We start from the raw sequence: 17,997 nt of genomic DNA, 5'->3' as shown, positions 1-17,997 counted from the left end.
CTGACTATGAAAAAAGTTCCTATGACTCGAATCGGTCACAGCGCGCTAAGAGAAGAACTCAAGCGCCGCCTATCTGAAGAGAGGCATAAAATTGTTCAAACAATTGCCGAAGCACGCGCACATGGCGATTTGTCGGAAAATGCTGAGTATCATGCTGCCAAAGAGCAGCAGAGCTATAATGAGGGCCGTATTGCTGAACTTGAATGTATGATCGGTCAGGCGGAGGTGATTGATGTCTCTAAGATGAGTGGTGATACAGTCAAATTTGGGGCAACGGTCTCTCTTCATGACGATCAAATAGAAAAAGAAATATATTATCAGATCGTTGGTGATCAGGAGGCTGATGTAAGTTGTGGAAAAATTTCCATTTCTTCTCCTATTGCCCGAGCGCTTATTGGCAAGAAAGAAGGAGACTCCATAGAAGTATCAACACCGGGCGGCACCCGTTCTTATCAGATCATCAGGATAGAATATATCTGAACGATGAATGGTCAGGCGTCAGCCCCTGGGAGGAACTAGAACACTGACAGACTGACAGGCAATTGCCTTTTTCCTTACAGCCTAAGCCTAGCCTGGGAATATATCTTCTTTATGGTGAAAAAGATAAAATAAAATGAAGTACCGCCCCTTAACAGGCTGGTGCCTTACAACGGGCAAGCAAGGACACGAACAGCAAGCCCTTGGAATCCTGGAATCTTTGGTCAGAAATCCTGTGGTAAAACGCGTATTCCCTCGAAACATCGAATCTCTACTGGCTCCTTATCTTCCTGTAAAAGAAAATTCCGAGATCTGTCAACCTTGGCCCGATATAGTGATCACATCAGGAAGACAATCAGCGGCCTATGCTAAACTGATTAGCAAACGTTCAGCAGGGCGAACCTTCACAGTCATTTTACAAGACCCTAAAGCACCTCCCAGCTGGTTTGATTTTCTTTGGGTTAACACGCATGATTCTATATCAGGTCCCAATGTCATGAAAACACTAACCACACCCCATAGAATAACCCCACAACGACTTTGTCAAGACCAGATAGATTTAATAAAGCGTATCAAAGATCTGCCATCACCTTATATTGCTTTGATTCTAGGAGGAGCTAATTCAGTTTATCCTTTTACACTCGATGATGCAAAGATCATTGGTCGAGAAACCGCACAGCTGGCCAAAAAACGCAATGCCAGTATTTTGATCACACCTTCACGTCGTACAGGAAAAGATCAACTTTACGAAATTCTAAAGGGATTGGAAAACAGCCCACACTGGGTTTGGAATGAGAAAGCGAAGAATCCCTATTTTGGTATATTGGGCCTTTGTCAGGAAATTATCGTCACCTGCGATTCAGTAAATATGATGAGCGAAGCTGTATCAACTGGCAAACCTGTTCACATCACAAAATTAAGAAAGAAACGAAAGTCCAAATTCGATGGATTCCATCAAGCATTGATTGAGACAGGAGCAGTGCGATGGCTCAATGAAATGAACAATAGTTGGACTTACAGACCAATCAATTCTCACCAAATGATTGTTAATGAAATATTATACCGATATCATGATAAGCTGAAAAGATTGGAAGGGGAGTGAGTTATCACCACCCTAGTGGACGATAAGATTTTCTTTTCTCTGCAGTTAGGGAATGCTTTTTAGATCTATGCTTTTGACGTGAAGATCCCTCTTCATTATACCCCCTCTCAGTCTGCTAGAAATGAGTTCCAAGAGATATGGCTTCTGAAGCTAGAAGAGATTTTATTCTGAAATCAAGGACCTGAATTCAGTGGAAGAAAGAGATCTTCACTGTCAGCATAATAGTCAGTTGAGATCGATATCCTATCATTAGGCCTTTCAAAAATAAGATAGTTAACCTTTTCAAAACAAAATTCGAAAGTTATGATTCGATGATAAAAAATCCCTGAAGTCGTCTATAAACTTTTCCATTTATGAATTGATGATGTCAATAAGAGAATCTTTTGAATTGAGAAAGAAACGGATTTGATGATCCATTCCTATCTTTGTTGGTGCTCTTTTGCCGTTGAATTGAAAGTCATTGATTTTCATCGATCAATATCGATTGATCGATTGAAAGTAGACCTCTTCAGGGTCGGTGAATTAAAATAACTCATGTAAAATCTTTTCTTAGGGAGTTTTAAATGTAAATGCCGATGGACTGGGACAAATTAAGGATATTCTACAAAGTTGCAAAGGCCGGCAGCTTTACGCATGCATCCGACACTTTAAACCTGAGTCAATCGGCAATTAGCCGACAGATTAGCGCCTTAGAAAGTGAAATCGGTGTACCGGTATTTCACCGTCATGCCCGCGGTCTTCTCTTGACGGAGCAAGGTGACATACTATTTCAAGCTGTAGAAGAGATGACAGGAAAGCTTACAAAGGTCGCAAGTAAATTAACAGATTTCACAGGGAAACCCAAAGGACCATTGCGTGTAACAACAACGGTTGGCCTCGGTTCAGAATGGCTCGCGATTCGAATACATGAATTTATTGATCAATATCCAGATATTCAGGTCGAATTGAAACTTGATAATCTGGAGCTAGATTTAGGTATGAGACAAGCTGACTGCGCGATTCGATTGCGGCTACCACAACAACTGAACGTCATTCAACGTAAACTTTTCACGGTGCATTTCCATGTTTTTGCGACTCAAAGCTATATCGATAGATTTGGCAGACCTGAGTCATTTGATGACTTAAAAAATCACAGAATAATCGTCTGGGGAGGTGCTGCTCCACATTATCTTGATGATGTAAACTGGCTTCTGACGGTGGGTATGACACCCGGTCAAAGCCGTGACCCTGTGTTGAAAATCAATTCAATTCTAGCCATTAAGCGAGCAGTACAGAAAGGGGCAGGTATTGCTCTTCTTCCAGATTACTCCGTAGATGACGATGCAGAGTTGATACCTGTGATGACCGACACTGATGTTCCTAGTTTTGATACCTACTTCGCCTATCCTGCAGAAATGCGACACTCCGCTCGCCTCAATGCGTTCCGTGATTTTCTACTAGAAAAGGTTAAAAATTGGCACTTTTAAGAAACAAAAAGGATACTAAATCCCTCAAAAAAGAGATCAAATTTGTTTATTAGGCTCATTCTGAATCCTACATCATTTTTATTTCAACCCATAAGGATGAATCAGGAATATCTCTTGATTGTTTCTTCTCCTCCAAAAACGATAAGATAAAATCATCCTGACCTCCCCATAGTAAAGAAAAGAGAAACTGATATTCCATGTGGACTCTCAACTCAGAATAATTTTAATTAATACCTTTTAGACATAGTTGAGAGATCAATTGACCATTTAGTTTATAAATTTTGATAATACGCTTTCCCTTAGGTAACCTTAAGATAAGCATGATCTGATTTCCTGACAAGCTGCTATTCAGAATGGTTGCATTGGTTGGTACTGAGATTGTAGAAGATGTAACACTGGTCTGTTCAAGTTCTAACGTTGTTTGGTTAATTTTGTAGATAATCGCAATAAGGATCACCATAAGAGCGATTACCATGATAACACTAGACGCTATTAATAAATATAGCATCTTTTTGCGTATCTTCTCTACCTCCGGAGCTAGAGGTTTTTCTTGCGGATCTAATGTCATGAACTTGCTTATCGAAATGTTCTTATATTATGGATGAGTTTAATAACAATGAAAGCACAGTAACGGAAGTGCTAGTTGTCCCCCATGAGTGTAACGGAAAACGGATAGATTTGTTTATCTCTGAAAAGGTTCAAGATCATATATCCCGTGCCCGTGTACAAACTTTGCTAAGAAAGGGCTTCGTGACGATTAATGGAGTTAAGCCAAGACGAACACGAACGAAGATTGCGTGTGGAGATACAGTACGATTGTCTGTACCAAAAGAACAAGAAGCAATTCCCAAACCAGAAAAGATTTCTCTTGACATTTTGTACGAAGACGAAGACCTCATTATTATTAACAAACCGTCGGGAATGGTTGTTCATCCTGCGCCCGGTAATGGGTCCGGGACTCTGGTGAACGCTTTATTGTATCATTGCAACAACTCACTGTTAGGAATTGGTGAGATCAAAAGGCCTGGTATTGTTCATAGATTAGACAAAGACACAAGTGGTGCTATAGTTATAGCTAAATCCTATGTTGCGTATGTAGATCTAAAGAAACAATTCGCGGACCATAGCCGCATAGGTTTCTTGGATCGATCTTATTTAGCAATTGTTTGGGGAAAGACACCTTGTATTAAAGGTACAATAAAATCATATTTAGGTCGTCATAGTAATAATCGGTTGCAGAGAGCTATTGTTAATCAGAGTCAACCTGATGCAAAATATGCCATTACCCACTACTCTGTCAAAGAGAGAATGAATCATCCAAAACGGCCTGGTGATTTTTTGATGTCATTGGTTGAATGCCGACTTGAGACCGGACGTACTCACCAAATCAGGGTTCATATGACCCATATCGGTAACCCATTATTGGGTGATTATGGATATGGTAACCATTTTTCTAACAAGGTATCATGTTTATCTGACCATCTCCAGCCGCTATTTAGTAGATTCCGGAGACCAGCACTTCACGCTAAGACACTGAGTTTTCAGCATCCTAGAAGCAAGAAGAGATGTGAGTTTCAAGCCTCTATACCTCATGATATGCAAACAATTTTTTCTGCTCTTGAATGGTCTATCTAAAATAAAGATTCTGCAGGAGAAAAAGCAATAAATATTTTCCAAGAGTTTTAGGAGACCCTATTTCTTCTCTAATCAAAGCGTCTAACTCTTTAGAATTCCCTTTCTTAATTTCTATGATCCTAGGCAGGAGTTCTCTTCATCGTCTGTCCGACAAGAAGATATTCTTGAATAAATGTTAGTTGAATTGATCATCAGAGTTTCCTTCATTTGCCAATTCATTTTGGGGATCCATGTAACTCCATATGTTCTAAAGCGCGTGGTGTAAGAATCCGACCACGAGGAGTTCTTTGAATAAAGCCTTTCTGGATTAAGTAAGGTTCAATAATATCTTCAATGGCATCACGAGGTTCCGAAAGTGATGCGGCTATTGTTTCAATACCTACCGGTCCTCCACCAAAGTCGATTCCAATAGTATTCAGATATACACGATCCAATTCATCTAGACCCATCGTATCGATGGCTAACTGACTCAGTGCAATGGTTGCAATATCCTTTGTGACTCTTTCAGAACCAGCTACAATAGCAAAATCATGAACACGACGGAGCAAACGACCTGCAATGCGTGGTGTACCCCTTGATCTTCGTGCTATCTCCAATGCACCATCACAAGCCATATCGATATTCAAAATACGTGCACCCCTTCTAACAATTTTTGTAAGGTCCTCAATAGCATAGAATTGTAACCGAATCGGAATGCCAAAACGATCACGAAGGGGAGTCGTCAGAAGACCAATCCGTGTCGTTGCGGCAACAAGGGTAAAGCGAGCTAGATCTATTTTTACTGAACGTGCTGCTGGACCCTCTCCTATAATTAAATCAAGCTTGAAATCTTCCATAGCTGGATATAACATCTCCTCGACTACAGGATTGAGACGATGAATTTCGTCAATAAAAAGAACATCACCTTTCTCTAAATTGGTTAGCAAAGCAGCCAAATCACCGGACTTAGCAATGACAGGACCTGATGTAGAATGAAAATTAACACCTAATTCTTTGGCCATAATCTGAGCGAGCGTAGTTTTTCCGAGTCCAGGAGGTCCAGCAAATAAAACATGGTCGAGCTCTTTACCGCGCTTTCTAGCCGCTTCAATAAAGATAGAAAGATTGTAACGAACCTGCTTCTGGCCGGTGAAATCGCGTAGATAGTCAGGACGTAAAGATATGTTCTGGTCATGGTCCTCATCAAACTGACTCGCTGAAATAATACGACTTTTTTCTTTCACGAAATTAGTTCCTTCAAACTCAGTCGGATAAGAGTTGGACTGTCAATCTCATCACCGACTTTCATTCGAGCAGCACTTATAGCTGAAACCGCCTGCTGGCCAGAATAGCCCAAATGAGTCAGTGCAGATACTGAATCTTTTATAGTTGTATCAGTATTGCTTTCGTTCATCTTTTTTCTGAAGTTAATTTTCAGACTTAGATCACCAGAAAGTCTAGGAGATTTATCTTTGAGCTCTGCGACAATCCTTTGAGCAACCTTTAAGCCAACACCTGGTGATCGGGAGACGATGGCTTCGTTCTGTAAAGAAATAGCTGAATCTAATTCTTCCGGAGTCAATGTACCTAATATTGCCAAGGCTAGCTTCGCACCAACACCTTGAACGTTTTGTAGTAAGCGAAACCAGTCCCTTTCACGATCGTCTAGGAATCCAAAAAGCTTGATTTCAGTTTCGCGAACATGAGTTTCGATAGAGAGGACAACGACGTTTCCTGATTGAGGAAGGCAGGAAACAGTTCGTAGAGAACAATTAACTAAATAACCAACACCCTGAACATCTAATATAATCGAGTTCTTTCCCAGAGTATCTATCACTCCTTTGAGTTTGCCTATCACTTTATCCATGAATCCTTGAAGATGATCTTCAGAAAAATGGAAGCAAAAGAAAAAACTGTCAAGAGCATTACTTACTTAAGTTCTGGAACTGATAAGAAGCGGAAGTGAACGCTATCATTATCATGATGCACGATGATGGGAATGGCAAATAGCTACCGCAAGCGCGTCTGCTGCATCATCTGAATCATAACTGGCCTTTGGCAAAAGCATCGTGATCATTAATTTAATCTGTTCCTTGGTGCCATGTCCCCCTCCTATCACGGTCTTTTTCACTGTGGTTGGGGCATATTCTGCAACAGTTAAACCTGTTCGTGCAGGAACCAACAAAGCAATACCACGAGCATGTCCTAACTTTAGAGTCGCTACAGCATCTTTGTTAACAAAAATACTTTCAACAGCGGCTTCAGCAGGCTGATGAGCAAGAATAACTTCAAGAAGACCATCATAAAGCTCACAAAGCCTTGAAGCAAGATCATTTTTTTGATCAGATTTCACCGTCCCGGATGCCAGAAAACGTATTGACGGACCCTGACTTTCAATAATACCCCAACCTGTATTACGCAAACCAGGATCAATCCCAACAATACGGACACCTTCGTTTTCATTCATTGGATCTTCAGATCTTCTTCTTGATTTCAAGAATTTAAAAGAGAATATTTTTTTGAATACCTTCTTTTTCAGATAGTGTTCCTTCTTTTAGAAAACAAGGGAACGTTGAATGCATTTCAGGTCCAAATCTTTACAAGAACATCTTTATTCTCTAGAGTTATGAAAGACTGATTGCGCTCCCGACTGATTGCGCTCCCGTTTGAGGAGAAGTCAGAAAGATTTGAGGAGAAGTCAGAAAGAAAGGCTTCAGAGGTATGCATTTCTCTAGGGTCGGTATGTCGGTATAGAATCTTTACAAGCTCCATAAAAGCATGGGATTTGACTTCAATTTAAGGATTATTGAACTTATGCAGAATGCTCATAAATTTTATATCAATGGTCACTGGGTTTCTCCACAGTCTGGTCGTGATTTTGATGTCATCAATCCTTCAAATGAGGAAGTCATCGCCACTATTTCTTTAGGCGGACAATTAGACACAGATTCTGCTGTTGATGCTGCAAACTCAGCATTTCCTTTTTGGCGCATGTCATCAAAAGCTGAGCGCCTTGATTTATTGAAAAATATTTTAGGTATTTATATAAAGCGTTCAGAGGAAATGGCTTCTCTTATCAGCCAAGAGATGGGGGCTCCTATCGAAATGGCTCAAGCACAGCAGTCAGAAGCTGGCAGCGTCCATATCAAGGCTTTTATAGAGGTTTTGAAGAGCTTTGATTTCGAACGTAAGTTACCATCCAATAAAACAAATGATAAGATTATCTACGAACCTGTTGGCGTCTGTGGATTGATTACACCTTGGAATTGGCCTATGAATCAGATTTCTCTGAAAGTGATTCCTGCTCTCGCAGCTGGCTGTACCATGATTCTTAAACCTTCTGAGCAGGCTCCTTTATCAGCAATGTTATTTACCGAGATTTTGCACGAAGCGGGTGTTCCTGCTGGTGTTTATAATATGTTGAATGGTGATGGTCTAGGCGTTGGGACTCATCTCTCCTCCCATAAGAAAATTGACATGATCAGCTTCACAGGGTCAACTCATGCTGGTCGTGCAATTACGATTGCTGGTGCTGAGAATATCAAAAGAGTTAGTCTGGAACTTGGTGGTAAAGGTGCAAATTTGATATTTTCTGATGCCGATCCAAGAGCGGTTAGTCAAGGTGTCATTCATTGTTTTAACAATACAGGTCAATCATGCAATGCACCAACGCGCATGCTAGTTGAACGATCTCGATACAATGAAGCTGTAGAACAGGCAAAGTCTACAGCAGAAGCCACATTAGTTAATTCTGCATCTCAGGAAGGAGAACATATTGGACCTCTTGTTTCTAAATCACAGTTTAATAAAGTTCAGGATCTAATACGTGTCGGTATAGAAGAAGGTGCTCGGTTGATTTCTGGAGGGTTAGGTCGTCCAGAGGGATTTCAACGGGGTTATTATGCCCGCCCGACTGTCTTTTCTGACTGTAACAATGATATGCGTATCATGCGTGAAGAAATTTTTGGTCCTGTTCTTGCTATCATGCCTTTTGATAGTGAAGAAGAAGCTATTAAGATTGCTAACGACACAGAGTATGGACTCACGAACTATGTACAGACAAATGACCAGCAACGCGCCCAACGGGTTGCACGTGAACTGCGATCTGGGATGGTAGAGATTAATGGCCGCGGTCGCAGCACTGGTTCTCCTTTTGGTGGTATGAAACAATCAGGTAATGGACGAGAAGGAGGTGTTTGGGGATTAGAAGAATTTCTTGAAGTTCGATCAATTGGTGGTTGGACACTAGACTAGATTAGGATAAGGATATTTATCAATTTCGAAGTTTGAATAAATGTTTTGAACATCGTCATCATCTTGTAAGGCCTCAAATAGCTTCATCAAAAGATCTTCTTTTTCTTGACTAATAGATACTCGGTTCTTCGGCTTCCAGGTCACTCTAACTGACTTTGCTTCTCCTAAAATGTCTTCGAGGGTAATTGACATCGTGCTGAGTAGCTCACAATTACAGATGATGGTGTACTCTTTCTCGTTTGTTTCCATGTCATTAGCACCAACTTCCATGACTGCTTTCATAATTCTTTCTTCACTCCCCACAGCAGTGGAATAACGAATTTCACCGACTCGATCAAACATGAAACCAACAGAACCCGTTTCGCTCATCTGACCACCATGTTTCACAAAATACGTCCGTATATTACCGGCTGATCTATTTCTATTATCTGTTAGAGCTTCGACAAGAATCGCCACTCCACCAGGACCATATCCTTCATAGCGGATTTCAAAATAATCTTCAGAGCTACTGCCCCCTCCCTTGTTAACAGCTCTTTGAATGTTTTCCTTCGGCATAGACTGACTTTTCGCACTTTGTATAGCCAAGCGAAGCCGTGGATTACTATTAGGATCGACTCCTCCCACTTTTGATGCGATGGAGATTTCTCTTGAAAGTTTTGCGAACATCCTTGAACGGAAAGCGTCCTGCTGTCCTTTACGATGCATGATGTTTTTAAATTTCGAATGACCTGCCATGGATGAGGGGAGACTCCGGATATCTGTGCAAATAGGTTTCTAGATAAAAACCTGATAGCTACTCCATGTCTTTCTTAAAATGACTGGATAAGATCATAATCTTCACACAAACCACCAACGCTCGCAAGCCTTGTGACCATCGAGATTTGAATTTGCTGCAACATCTTTGGAATGGCCAATTTTCTTAGAAAGACCCATAATATGATTAGCGAACATCGGTATCAATGCACCACCATCATTATGCAATAAGACCTGTGCTTCATGATAAAGAATTGCCCGTCTTTCTATATCTAGTTCGCTACGGGCTTCCTTGACAAGCCTATTAAATTTCTTAGCATCATTGGTGTTTTTCCAAGCTGTATCGTTCCATTCAGTCGAATCAACATAGGCAGTTGTGAACATCCAATCAGCTGTAGGACGGCCACTCCAGAAACAAGCTGTCCAGCCCTTTTTGTTCCAAACATTGGACCAATAAGCGTCTTGAGGTTCTCTCACGACTTCGATCTTCATACCGACTTCCTTAGCAGAGGCAGCAATCAGTTGTGCGGCATCAACAGCACCGTCGAAAGCAGCCTCTGAACAAGATAATTGAATTTTTCCACTATGACCGGATTTCTTATAGTGCATGGCGGCTTTTTCTAGATCAAATTCCCGTTGTGAGAGAGAAGCTGCTAAGAAACGATTAGCCTTTGAAAGCGGAATATCGTTACCTAACGTACCATGACCAAAGAGAATTTTATCAATAAGTTCTTGACGTTTTACAGAAAGTTTTATCGCCATACGCAGATCGAAATTATTGAAAGGAGCGCTGTCCAGACGCATCGGGAATGCATAATGAAGGGTACCTGTTTTTTCAAGAATCGAGATATTTGGATTGAGAGTGATGAGTCCAACCGTTTGAGTACTTAATCGGTCGACTACATCAACATCACCATTCATCAACGCACTTTGACGTGCACCTAAGTCTATAATAGATAGAATTTCAATCTCATCAAAATGGGCTTTATCGTCTTTGAAATAATTAAGATTTCGTTTGGCTTCGAATCGAATGCCTGGTTCCCATGTCTGCAGTACATACCCCCCGGTACCAATACCTGATGTTGGATTGATTATGCCATCTTTAGCAGGCATAATGCCAAAATGATAGTCAGAAAGGATATAAGGAAAGTCCGCATTGGCACTTTTCAATTCAAATAAGACAGTATACTTACTGTCTTTTATGATACTTTTGATAGATTCAAGATGACCTTTAGCTGCAGACTTCGAACTTTCATCCCGATGATAATTGATGGTCGCAATGATATCGTTTGAATCAAGCGTTTTACCGTTATGAAATTCAACTCCCTTACGTAATTTAAAGAACCATTTTTTGCCATCATTCGATTCAAAATTTTCTGCAAGTTCAGGAATAAGTTGACCTTTGTTGTTTATCTCTGTCAATTGATTCCCCCATGAACAAGCTATATGGGCCATCATATCATTTTCATAGGTAGCAGGATCAAGAGAATCTGTTGTTGATCCATGACCCATGCCGAGGCGAAATTTTCCCTTCTTTCGTGGTGTTATCGCTAAAGCACTGTCAACTATCGAAAAAGCGTAAGGGGTTAACATAACGGTCGCAGCTAAAGATGATACAAATTTTCTGCGACTGACCCCACCCTTATATATTTTCTCTGACTGATGAGTACAAAAGATCTCTTTCAAGGAATCCATCGATATATCTCTCCTTAACCAATTGGAATCCATATGCTATATGAATGCTACCACAAGCAATATCCGTTAATCTCACCGAGCTGTTTACAATGTCATTTCCTGTGCTTAACATTACAAGGTGTAAAATAGCCTAAATGATTTGGGTCGTAAACGTAAAACGGTGTTGAGTTTGAATCCGGTATTGTTAATCATTTTTCAACGATTAGGTTTAGGCTTGATCACATTATTTTTTGTTTCTGTAATTATTTTTTGTGCTTTGCTTTTTTTGCCTGGAGATTTTGCTCAAGCAACGTTAGGTCAAGCAGCCACTCAAGAGACAGTGGAAATCATTCGTATCGAACTCGGATTAGATAAGTCAGCATTCATTCGGTATTGTGAATGGATATTCAGAGCTATACAAGGTGACTTTGGCATATCTTTTTCTGGACGTACTTCCTCCGGAGTAGATCGGTCTCGCCCTGTTTGGGATCTAATTGCACTAAGATTATGGAATACTTTTTTTCTTGCGACTGCTACCGCACTTGTAGCGGTTCCTTTATCCTTGTTTTTGGGTATTACAGCTGCGCTGTATCGGAATTCTCTCTATGATCGTATGGCCAACATTATTACACTTGCCACGATTTCACTTCCAGAGTTTTTGGTTTCCTATATTTTGATACTCTGTTTTGCCTCAATATGGAAAATTTTTCCTTCATTACCTAACATACATGATGTCATGGATATAGGGGAGAGACTCTATAGGCTTGGGTTACCGATTATTACACTCACTTTAGTTATCGTTGCACATATGATGCGTATGACACGCGCTTCCATCATCAGTTTATTAGCTAGTCCCTACATAGAGATGGCTCGATTGAAAGGCCAATCGCCGGCACGGATTATTTTACGGCATGCCCTCCCTAATGCATGGGCACCTATCGCATCAGTTATTGCCTTTAATTTAGCTTATCTGGTTGTGGGGGTTGTTATTGTTGAATCCGTCTTTGCTTATCCTGGCATCGGTCAACTAATGGTAGATGCCGTGACGAACAGGGATATTCCGGTGGTACAGGCTTGTGCTCTGATATTAGGAGCAACCTATATCATTTTGAACCTAATAGCAGATATTATTGGGATCGTCACAAATCCAAGATTGCTATATCCAAGATGAGGAAGGAATATCAGATATATTCTACTGATGATAAATTAGGCCATCCCCAAAGACAAAGACGGCGGCCTTGGCACGAACGTCTATGGCTCAACTTAAAGAAAGCACCTTTTACGGCCTGGTTTGGCATGATAGTTACCAGCTTTTATATTGTTATTGCGATTGGTGCGCCGCTCATTGCTCCTTTTGGAGAAACAGAAATTTTTTCAGTATCCTTTTCACCATGGGATAATACTCACATTTTAGGCACAGATCAGATTGGTCGTGATATTCTCTCTCGTCTGATATATGGTGCTCGCAACACAATGGGACTTGCTTTAGTGACAACGACCCTATCCTTTGTAATTGGTGGTTTTTGGGGTCTTTTAGCTGCCATTATGGGGAGATGGTTAGATCAAATAATTAGCCGTTTTGTTGATGTCTTGATGGCTATTCCTAGTTTGATTTTTGCGTTAATGCTGTTGGCTGTTTTGGGTTCAACCCCGATGAACCTAATTTTAATAATAGCATTACTAGATTCAACCCGTGTTTTTCGATTAACTCGTGCCGTTTCAATGAATGTAGTTGTGACTGACTATGTAGAAGTGGCCCGTCTCCGTGGAGAAGGGTTCGGATGGGTTATGCGAAGAGAAATTCTTCCGAATATTATGCCTACGCTGATCGCAGAATTCGGTTTAAGATTTTCTTTCGTCTTTTTAACTCTGACTGCTCTTTCTTACCTGGGCTTGGGAATCCAGCCCCCAACGGCTGACTGGGGATCAATGGTCAGAGATACATCTTCCCTGATTCAGTTTGCTCAATATGATATTAATTCTGCGCTTACTCCTCTTCTCCCAGCTGGCACGATTGCTTTGTTGGTAATTGCCATTAATTTTGTTGTTGACTGGGTTCTACAGAAAACAAGTGGATTACACGATGATCAGTAATCTTAATCGTGGTAGTGGTAGAAAAGGTGATCTTCTACTTGAGATGCGGAATGTTGAAGTTGATGGGTTTAGTGATGAAAGATGGCATAAAATCATCAAGGGAGTTGATCTAACTTTGTGCCGAGGAGAAGTGATAGGGCTAATTGGAGAATCGGGCGCTGGCAAATCAACGCTTGGGTTAGCAGCTATGGGATTTGCACGTCCAGGCTGTAAAATTAAATCGGGTATCATTAATTTTAATGGGATCAATCTGGTAACAACAAATGAAACCGAAAAACGTAAGCTTTGGGGCGTCAGAATTTCTTATGTTTCTCAGTCTGCTATGGCTTCATTTAATCCAGTCCACAGACTCATTAAACAAACCGTTGAAGTAACAATTGATCATAATCTCCGAAGTAAAAAAGAGGCTTATTTAGACGCTATTGAGTTATATGAATCCTTACAATTACCTGATCCTGAAAATATTGGTAGCCGTTATCCTCATCAGGTTTCGGGGGGACAATTGCAGAGAATTATGACAGCCATGGCTATATCGCCACGCCCGGATCTTATTATTTTTGATGAACCAACGACAGCTCTAGATGTAACTACTCAGGTCGAAGTTCTTGCGGCAATGCGTCATGTTGTTGATCGTTTTAACACTGCTGCAATCTACATCACCCATGATCTTGCTATTGTTGCCCAAATTGCAGACAAGATTAAAGTGCTTCGATATGGTATGGAGGTAGAAGAGGCAGAAACACATGAGATGCTGTTCTCACCAAAGGAAGACTACACTAAATCTCTGTGGTCAGTTCGTTCAATTGAAAAAGCTGAAGAGAAATCAGATGATATTCTTCTATCAATTCAGAACGTTGACGCTGCTTACGAAAATTCACTGAAGATTCTAAATAAGGTTTCTATTTCTATTCCCCGAGGCAAGACGGTTGCTGTTGTTGGGGAATCTGGTTCAGGAAAATCTACGACAGCGCGTGTTATGACTGGCCTTTTATCGCCAATGAGCGGTTATGTAAAATTTGACGGAGAGACTCTCCCACCTCTTTTGAAAGATAGAACAACAGAGCAGCTTCGTCGTATTCAGATGATTTATCAAATAGCAGATACTGCTATGAATCCTAAACAGACGGTTGCCGAAATTATCGGACGGCCCCTCGAATTTTATCATAATTTAACACGCATTGAGCACAATAAGCGGATTCGTGATTTACTCGAGATGATTGAGCTCGATGAAAGCTTCCTTAATCGCCTTCCATCTGAAATGTCTGGCGGTCAAAAACAACGTATTTGCATAGCAAGAGCTTTAGCTGCCGATCCTGAAATTATCATCTGTGATGAGATCACGTCCGCACTCGATCAGATCGTACAAGAAGGTATTCTCAAGCTGTTGCTCTACTTACAGAAGGAATTGAGTCTTTCCTACCTATTCATCACCCATGATATCACGGTCGTTAGGGCGATTTCTGATGAAATTGTTGTGATGCATCAAGGTTATGTTATTGAGCAGGGCATGAAAAGCGCTATTCTATCACCACCCCACCCAGATTATACAGAGTTATTACTGTCATCAGCCCCTCAAATGGACCCTAACTGGCTGAGTAATCTTATGAAGAAGCGCCATTCAACACGGTTATCTCAACCTTTTTCTTAAGTTTCTGGTAGTTTTTCTTGAAGTTCAGGAGATACGTCCTTATATTGAACATCCTCAAATTTTGAACCACCTTTAGCCACACCGACCATTGCAGGCCTCAACACACGCTCACCAATCATATACCCATCCTGGATAACCTCTGCAATTGAATTGTGAGGAACATTAGGATTAGGAATTTCAAACATCGCTTGATGGAAATTAGGATCAAACTTCTGCCCTTCAGGCTCTATCTCCAGCTTTTTAATACCATGATTAACTAAAACTTTCAAAAGGTCACGCTGAGTCATTTTTACGCCCTCAACCAGTGCCTTGAAATCATCAGAAACCTCTTCACTCTTTTGGTCAGGAACAGCTTGAATAGCACGCTGAAGATTATCTGAAACATTCAGAATATCACGGGAAAAATTAGTAACGGCATAGGCTCGAGCATCAGAAATTTCACGTTTAGAGCGATGGCGCAGATTTTCTGTATCAGCAACAGCGCGTAAGGCTTTATCTTTTAACTCTTCATTTTCTTTCTTCAAATTTTCGATTAGAGTTAAAAAAGTTGTGAAATCGCTGGTGTATGACTTATTATCAGGATCTGTATCAGATTCGAAAATAGTTTGTTCTTGTTCTAAAACCTGTTCTTTTTTGATTTCCAAATCAGATGAATCAAACCTAGTTTGTTCTTGTTCCATCATGTTTCCTGATTCAGCATTAACAGTCTCAAAAAGGATATTCTCTCCGTTCTGATCATCCAACATGGAACTACTCCACTCAATTATTTATATTTAGACTATTGTTCATGGAACCCATCTTCGGCTGAATATTAACAAAAATCAAGACTAGCTCAGTCCTTTTTCTCTTATGATAAAAGTCTACTGACGACCTTCGCTATATAATCCACCATCGGGACAATTCGCGCATAATTCAGACGAGTGGGCCCAATAACACCGACTGCACCGATAATACGGTGTTTGTTACCTCTGTAAGGAGCGACAACAACCGATGATCCAGAAAGGGAAAACATTTTATTTTCAGATCCGATGAAGATTTTTACCCCTTCACCTTCCTCAACAAGGTTGAGAAGTTCCATTAATCCCTGTTTTGATTCCATTTCATCAAATAGATGCCTCAATCGTTCCAAATCTGCGCTCGGTTCAAGATCACCAAGTAGATTTCCACGACCGCGAATAATGAGTTGGGGCATCTGATCGTTTCCCGTACCTTCCCAGGTAGCAAGTCCCTGGTTAACCAAAGTACAGGCAAGATCATCAATTTCATTTTTTGCAGATTGCAAGCCTGTAGAAATAGAAGATTTAGCTTCATCGATGGTAAGACCAACAATATGAGTATTGAGATAGTTAGAGGCTGCAATCAATGTTGACGTTTCCATATCCGGTGGCAATTCAAGAATACGATTTTCAACCGATCCATTCTCATCCACGACAATAACTAGTGCTTTAGTTGCTTCCAAACGGATAAATTCAATATGCTTCAAGCGTAGTCTATTGCTTTTAGCTGCAATGACTAACCCTGCGCCTTGAGTCAGTCCAGATAGCATCTGACTAGCCTCTGTTAGAACTGCATCGATTGTCTTTTTCATAGATGCGGCTGTCACTTGAGATTCGATAGAATGACGCTCCTCTTTGGTGAGATCACCAATTTCCAAAAAATCGTCAACAAAATAGCGTAGCCCTAGTTCAGTTGGCAAGCGTCCTGAACTCACATGGGGTGCATAGATCAATCCACGATTCTCAAGGTTTGCCATGACATTTCGAACCGATGCTGGTGATAGTGTAACTGATAATTGACGTGCTAGATTGTAAGACCCCAGAGGTTCTCCACAATCAAGATAAGTTTCAACTATATGACAAAATATCTCGCTTGAGCGATCATCAAGAGATTGGATATGTTGATAGGGCATCGTAGCTCTCAGAGAGTTCATAATTGCAATATAAATAGGCACTCACCGTTTTTGCAATCCCTTTAAATCATCAGATCATTTGCGTCTTAGTCTATAGAAGGTATAAAAGAATATTCATCTACTTATATTTATTTGTTTGGATATGAAATAATGAGACCATCAAAACGTGCTGCAAATGAAATTCGTATGGTTAGCCTTGAATCTGGATGTTCCAGATATGCGGAAGGATCATGTTTAGCAAAATTGGGCAATACTCATGTTTTGTGCACAGCATCACTTGAAGAGCGAGTTCCACGGTGGTTAAGGGGTAAGGGAAAAGGATGGGTTACCGCAGAATATGGCATGTTACCAAGGTCAACTAGATCACGGATGCGTCGAGAATCGACTCGTTTTCAGCAAGCAGGCCGTAACCAAGAAATTCAACGCCTGATTGGGCGCTCCTTACGTACAGTCGTTGATTTGCAAGCCCTTGGTGAGAGACAGATTTCACTAGATTGCGATGTGATACAGGCCGATGGAGGGACACGGACGGCTTCAATTACAGGTGCATGGGTTGCGTTAAGGGATTGTCTCAACTGGATGAAAGCCTGTTCGATGGTTGATGGTACTATCTTGAAAGATCAAGTTGCTGCTATTTCTTGTGGTATCCACAATGGTACACCTGTTCTCGATTTGGATTACAAAGAAGATAGTGAAGCCGAAATGGATGCAAATTTTGTGATGACTAGTTCTGGCCATATAGTTGAAATACAGGCGACTGCAGAAGGCTCTCCTTTCTCAGAAAAGGAATTTTATCAGCTCCTGAATCTTGCAAAGAAAGGCATTCGTGAGCTAGTTGAGCTTCAGAAATCCTCAATGAGAGGAGAGGTCAGGCCCTTGACTGATGTAATGATGTAAACCTAAAATTGGGAGTGATGGTTTCTGAAGTCTGAAAATATTCAGATTTTTTCTGAACATATCCTGCGATCTCATTTGTTAATCATAATGGATCTCTCGTCTTGAAATT

17 protein-coding genes are annotated in these 17,997 nt (G+C 40.8%); 9 read left to right on the top strand and 8 right to left on the bottom strand.

Features of this window, described 5'->3' with window-relative positions:
* Positions 1 to 6: 6 nt before the first annotated feature.
* From greA to AAGD37_RS01260, 3 genes are all read left to right on the top strand, one after another.
* The gene (gene greA / locus AAGD37_RS01270; protein ID WP_341760477.1) at positions 7 to 480 is read left to right on the top strand and encodes a transcription elongation factor GreA; all 474 of its coding nucleotides are present in this window, start codon (positions 7 to 9) and stop codon (positions 478 to 480) included.
* 133 nt (positions 481 to 613) lie between these two features.
* Complete coding sequence (locus AAGD37_RS01265) at positions 614 to 1,579, top strand: mitochondrial fission ELM1 family protein (protein WP_341760476.1); 966 nt, start codon at positions 614 to 616, stop codon at positions 1,577 to 1,579.
* 569 nt (positions 1,580 to 2,148) lie between these two features.
* A complete protein-coding gene (locus AAGD37_RS01260; protein ID WP_341760475.1) occupies positions 2,149 to 3,045 on the top strand; it encodes a LysR family transcriptional regulator in 897 nt (298 codons plus the stop codon).
* 223 nt (positions 3,046 to 3,268) lie between these two features.
* Here AAGD37_RS01260 and AAGD37_RS01255 read toward each other — a convergent pair whose 3' ends face one another.
* A complete protein-coding gene (locus AAGD37_RS01255; RefSeq protein ID WP_341760474.1) occupies positions 3,269 to 3,613 on the bottom strand; it encodes a hypothetical protein in 345 nt (114 codons plus the stop codon).
* 29 nt (positions 3,614 to 3,642) lie between these two features.
* Here AAGD37_RS01255 and AAGD37_RS01250 point away from each other — a divergent pair, with 29 nt between their 5' ends.
* Complete coding sequence (locus AAGD37_RS01250; protein WP_341760473.1) at positions 3,643 to 4,680, top strand: RluA family pseudouridine synthase; 1,038 nt, start codon at positions 3,643 to 3,645, stop codon at positions 4,678 to 4,680.
* 215 nt (positions 4,681 to 4,895) lie between these two features.
* Here the strand turns inward: AAGD37_RS01250 and ruvB are convergent, their stop codons facing one another.
* The 3 genes from ruvB to ruvC form a co-directional block, all read right to left on the bottom strand.
* The gene (ruvB, locus tag AAGD37_RS01245; RefSeq protein WP_341760472.1) at positions 4,896 to 5,903 is read right to left on the bottom strand and encodes a Holliday junction branch migration DNA helicase RuvB; all 1,008 of its coding nucleotides are present in this window, start codon (positions 5,901 to 5,903) and stop codon (positions 4,896 to 4,898) included.
* A complete protein-coding gene (gene ruvA / locus AAGD37_RS01240) occupies positions 5,900 to 6,517 on the bottom strand; it encodes a Holliday junction branch migration protein RuvA (protein ID WP_341760634.1) in 618 nt (205 codons plus the stop codon). Before ruvA ends, ruvB begins: the two co-directional genes overlap by 4 nt.
* 120 nt (positions 6,518 to 6,637) lie before the next feature.
* Positions 6,638 to 7,126, bottom strand: a complete 489-nt coding sequence (gene ruvC / locus AAGD37_RS01235; protein WP_341760471.1) for a crossover junction endodeoxyribonuclease RuvC — start codon at positions 7,124 to 7,126, stop codon at positions 6,638 to 6,640.
* Between the two features lie 347 nt (positions 7,127 to 7,473).
* On the opposite strand from ruvC, the gene AAGD37_RS01230 reads away from it, so the two are divergent.
* Entirely contained in the window at positions 7,474 to 8,913 is a 1,440-nt protein-coding gene (locus tag AAGD37_RS01230; RefSeq protein ID WP_341760470.1) for an aldehyde dehydrogenase family protein, read from the top strand.
* Here the strand turns inward: AAGD37_RS01230 and AAGD37_RS01225 are convergent.
* Together AAGD37_RS01225 and AAGD37_RS01220 are read right to left on the bottom strand one after the other, a co-directional pair.
* Positions 8,905 to 9,648 carry a YebC/PmpR family DNA-binding transcriptional regulator gene (locus AAGD37_RS01225; RefSeq protein ID WP_341760469.1) on the bottom strand — a complete coding sequence of 248 codons (744 nt, stop codon included), beginning with the start codon at positions 9,646 to 9,648 and terminating at the stop codon, positions 8,905 to 8,907. The genes AAGD37_RS01230 and AAGD37_RS01225 overlap by 9 nt on opposite strands.
* Positions 9,649 to 9,750: 102 nt before the next feature.
* Positions 9,751 to 11,361 carry an ABC transporter substrate-binding protein gene (locus AAGD37_RS01220; protein WP_341760468.1) on the bottom strand — a complete coding sequence of 537 codons (1,611 nt, stop codon included), beginning with the start codon at positions 11,359 to 11,361 and terminating at the stop codon, positions 9,751 to 9,753.
* Positions 11,362 to 11,530: 169 nt separating this feature from the next.
* Here AAGD37_RS01220 and AAGD37_RS01215 point away from each other — a divergent pair, with 169 nt between their 5' ends.
* From AAGD37_RS01215 to AAGD37_RS01205, 3 genes are read left to right on the top strand one after another with little or no spacing between them, the layout of a single operon-like run.
* Complete coding sequence (locus tag AAGD37_RS01215; RefSeq protein WP_341760633.1) at positions 11,531 to 12,511, top strand: ABC transporter permease; 981 nt, start codon at positions 11,531 to 11,533, stop codon at positions 12,509 to 12,511.
* Positions 12,508 to 13,434 (top strand): ABC transporter permease, encoded by a 927-nt coding sequence (locus AAGD37_RS01210; RefSeq protein WP_341760467.1) that lies wholly within the window; start codon positions 12,508 to 12,510, stop codon positions 13,432 to 13,434. The genes AAGD37_RS01215 and AAGD37_RS01210 overlap by 4 nt, the downstream gene beginning before the upstream one ends.
* Positions 13,424 to 15,082, top strand: a complete 1,659-nt coding sequence (locus AAGD37_RS01205; protein ID WP_341760466.1) for an ABC transporter ATP-binding protein — start codon at positions 13,424 to 13,426, stop codon at positions 15,080 to 15,082. Before AAGD37_RS01210 ends, AAGD37_RS01205 begins: the two co-directional genes overlap by 11 nt.
* Here AAGD37_RS01205 and grpE read toward each other — a convergent pair.
* Together grpE and hrcA are read right to left on the bottom strand one after the other, a co-directional pair.
* Entirely contained in the window at positions 15,079 to 15,828 is a 750-nt protein-coding gene (gene grpE / locus AAGD37_RS01200; RefSeq protein WP_341760465.1) for a nucleotide exchange factor GrpE, read from the bottom strand. The two genes, AAGD37_RS01205 and grpE, sit on opposite strands and share 4 nt — an antisense overlap.
* 101 nt (positions 15,829 to 15,929) lie before the next feature.
* Positions 15,930 to 17,012, bottom strand: coding sequence for a heat-inducible transcriptional repressor HrcA (gene hrcA / locus AAGD37_RS01195; protein WP_341760632.1), 1,083 nt, complete (start codon positions 17,010 to 17,012; stop codon positions 15,930 to 15,932).
* A gap of 129 nt (positions 17,013 to 17,141) precedes the next feature.
* On the opposite strand from hrcA, the gene rph reads away from it, so the two are divergent.
* The gene (gene rph, locus AAGD37_RS01190) at positions 17,142 to 17,888 is read left to right on the top strand and encodes a ribonuclease PH (RefSeq protein ID WP_341760464.1); all 747 of its coding nucleotides are present in this window, start codon (positions 17,142 to 17,144) and stop codon (positions 17,886 to 17,888) included.
* The last annotated feature ends 109 nt before the right edge of the window (positions 17,889 to 17,997 follow it).

Source organism: Candidatus Endowatersipora endosymbiont of Watersipora subatra (assembly GCF_964026585.1).
GTDB lineage: Bacteria > Pseudomonadota > Alphaproteobacteria > Rhizobiales > Rhizobiaceae > Pseudahrensia.
Note: the sequence above shows the minus strand (reverse complement) of the source record. Positions and strands in the feature narration are given on the sequence as shown.

Coding starts and splice junctions, on each gene's coding strand:
- greA (WP_341760477.1), top strand. CDS start 7: ATGAAAAAAGTTCCTATGACTCGAATCGGTCACAGCGCGCTAAGAGAA.
- AAGD37_RS01265 (WP_341760476.1), top strand. CDS start 614: ATGAAGTACCGCCCCTTAACAGGCTGGTGCCTTACAACGGGCAAGCAA.
- AAGD37_RS01260 (WP_341760475.1), top strand. CDS start 2,149: ATGCCGATGGACTGGGACAAATTAAGGATATTCTACAAAGTTGCAAAG.
- AAGD37_RS01255 (WP_341760474.1), bottom strand. CDS start 3,613: ATGACATTAGATCCGCAAGAAAAACCTCTAGCTCCGGAGGTAGAGAAG.
- AAGD37_RS01250 (WP_341760473.1), top strand. CDS start 3,643: ATGGATGAGTTTAATAACAATGAAAGCACAGTAACGGAAGTGCTAGTT.
- ruvC (WP_341760471.1), bottom strand. CDS start 7,126: ATGAATGAAAACGAAGGTGTCCGTATTGTTGGGATTGATCCTGGTTTG.
- AAGD37_RS01230 (WP_341760470.1), top strand. CDS start 7,474: ATGCAGAATGCTCATAAATTTTATATCAATGGTCACTGGGTTTCTCCA.
- AAGD37_RS01225 (WP_341760469.1), bottom strand. CDS start 9,648: ATGGCAGGTCATTCGAAATTTAAAAACATCATGCATCGTAAAGGACAG.
- AAGD37_RS01220 (WP_341760468.1), bottom strand. CDS start 11,361: ATGGATTCCTTGAAAGAGATCTTTTGTACTCATCAGTCAGAGAAAATA.
- AAGD37_RS01210 (WP_341760467.1), top strand. CDS start 12,508: ATGAGGAAGGAATATCAGATATATTCTACTGATGATAAATTAGGCCAT.
- AAGD37_RS01205 (WP_341760466.1), top strand. CDS start 13,424: ATGATCAGTAATCTTAATCGTGGTAGTGGTAGAAAAGGTGATCTTCTA.
- grpE (WP_341760465.1), bottom strand. CDS start 15,828: ATGTTGGATGATCAGAACGGAGAGAATATCCTTTTTGAGACTGTTAAT.
- hrcA (WP_341760632.1), bottom strand. CDS start 17,012: ATGAACTCTCTGAGAGCTACGATGCCCTATCAACATATCCAATCTCTT.
- rph (WP_341760464.1), top strand. CDS start 17,142: ATGAGACCATCAAAACGTGCTGCAAATGAAATTCGTATGGTTAGCCTT.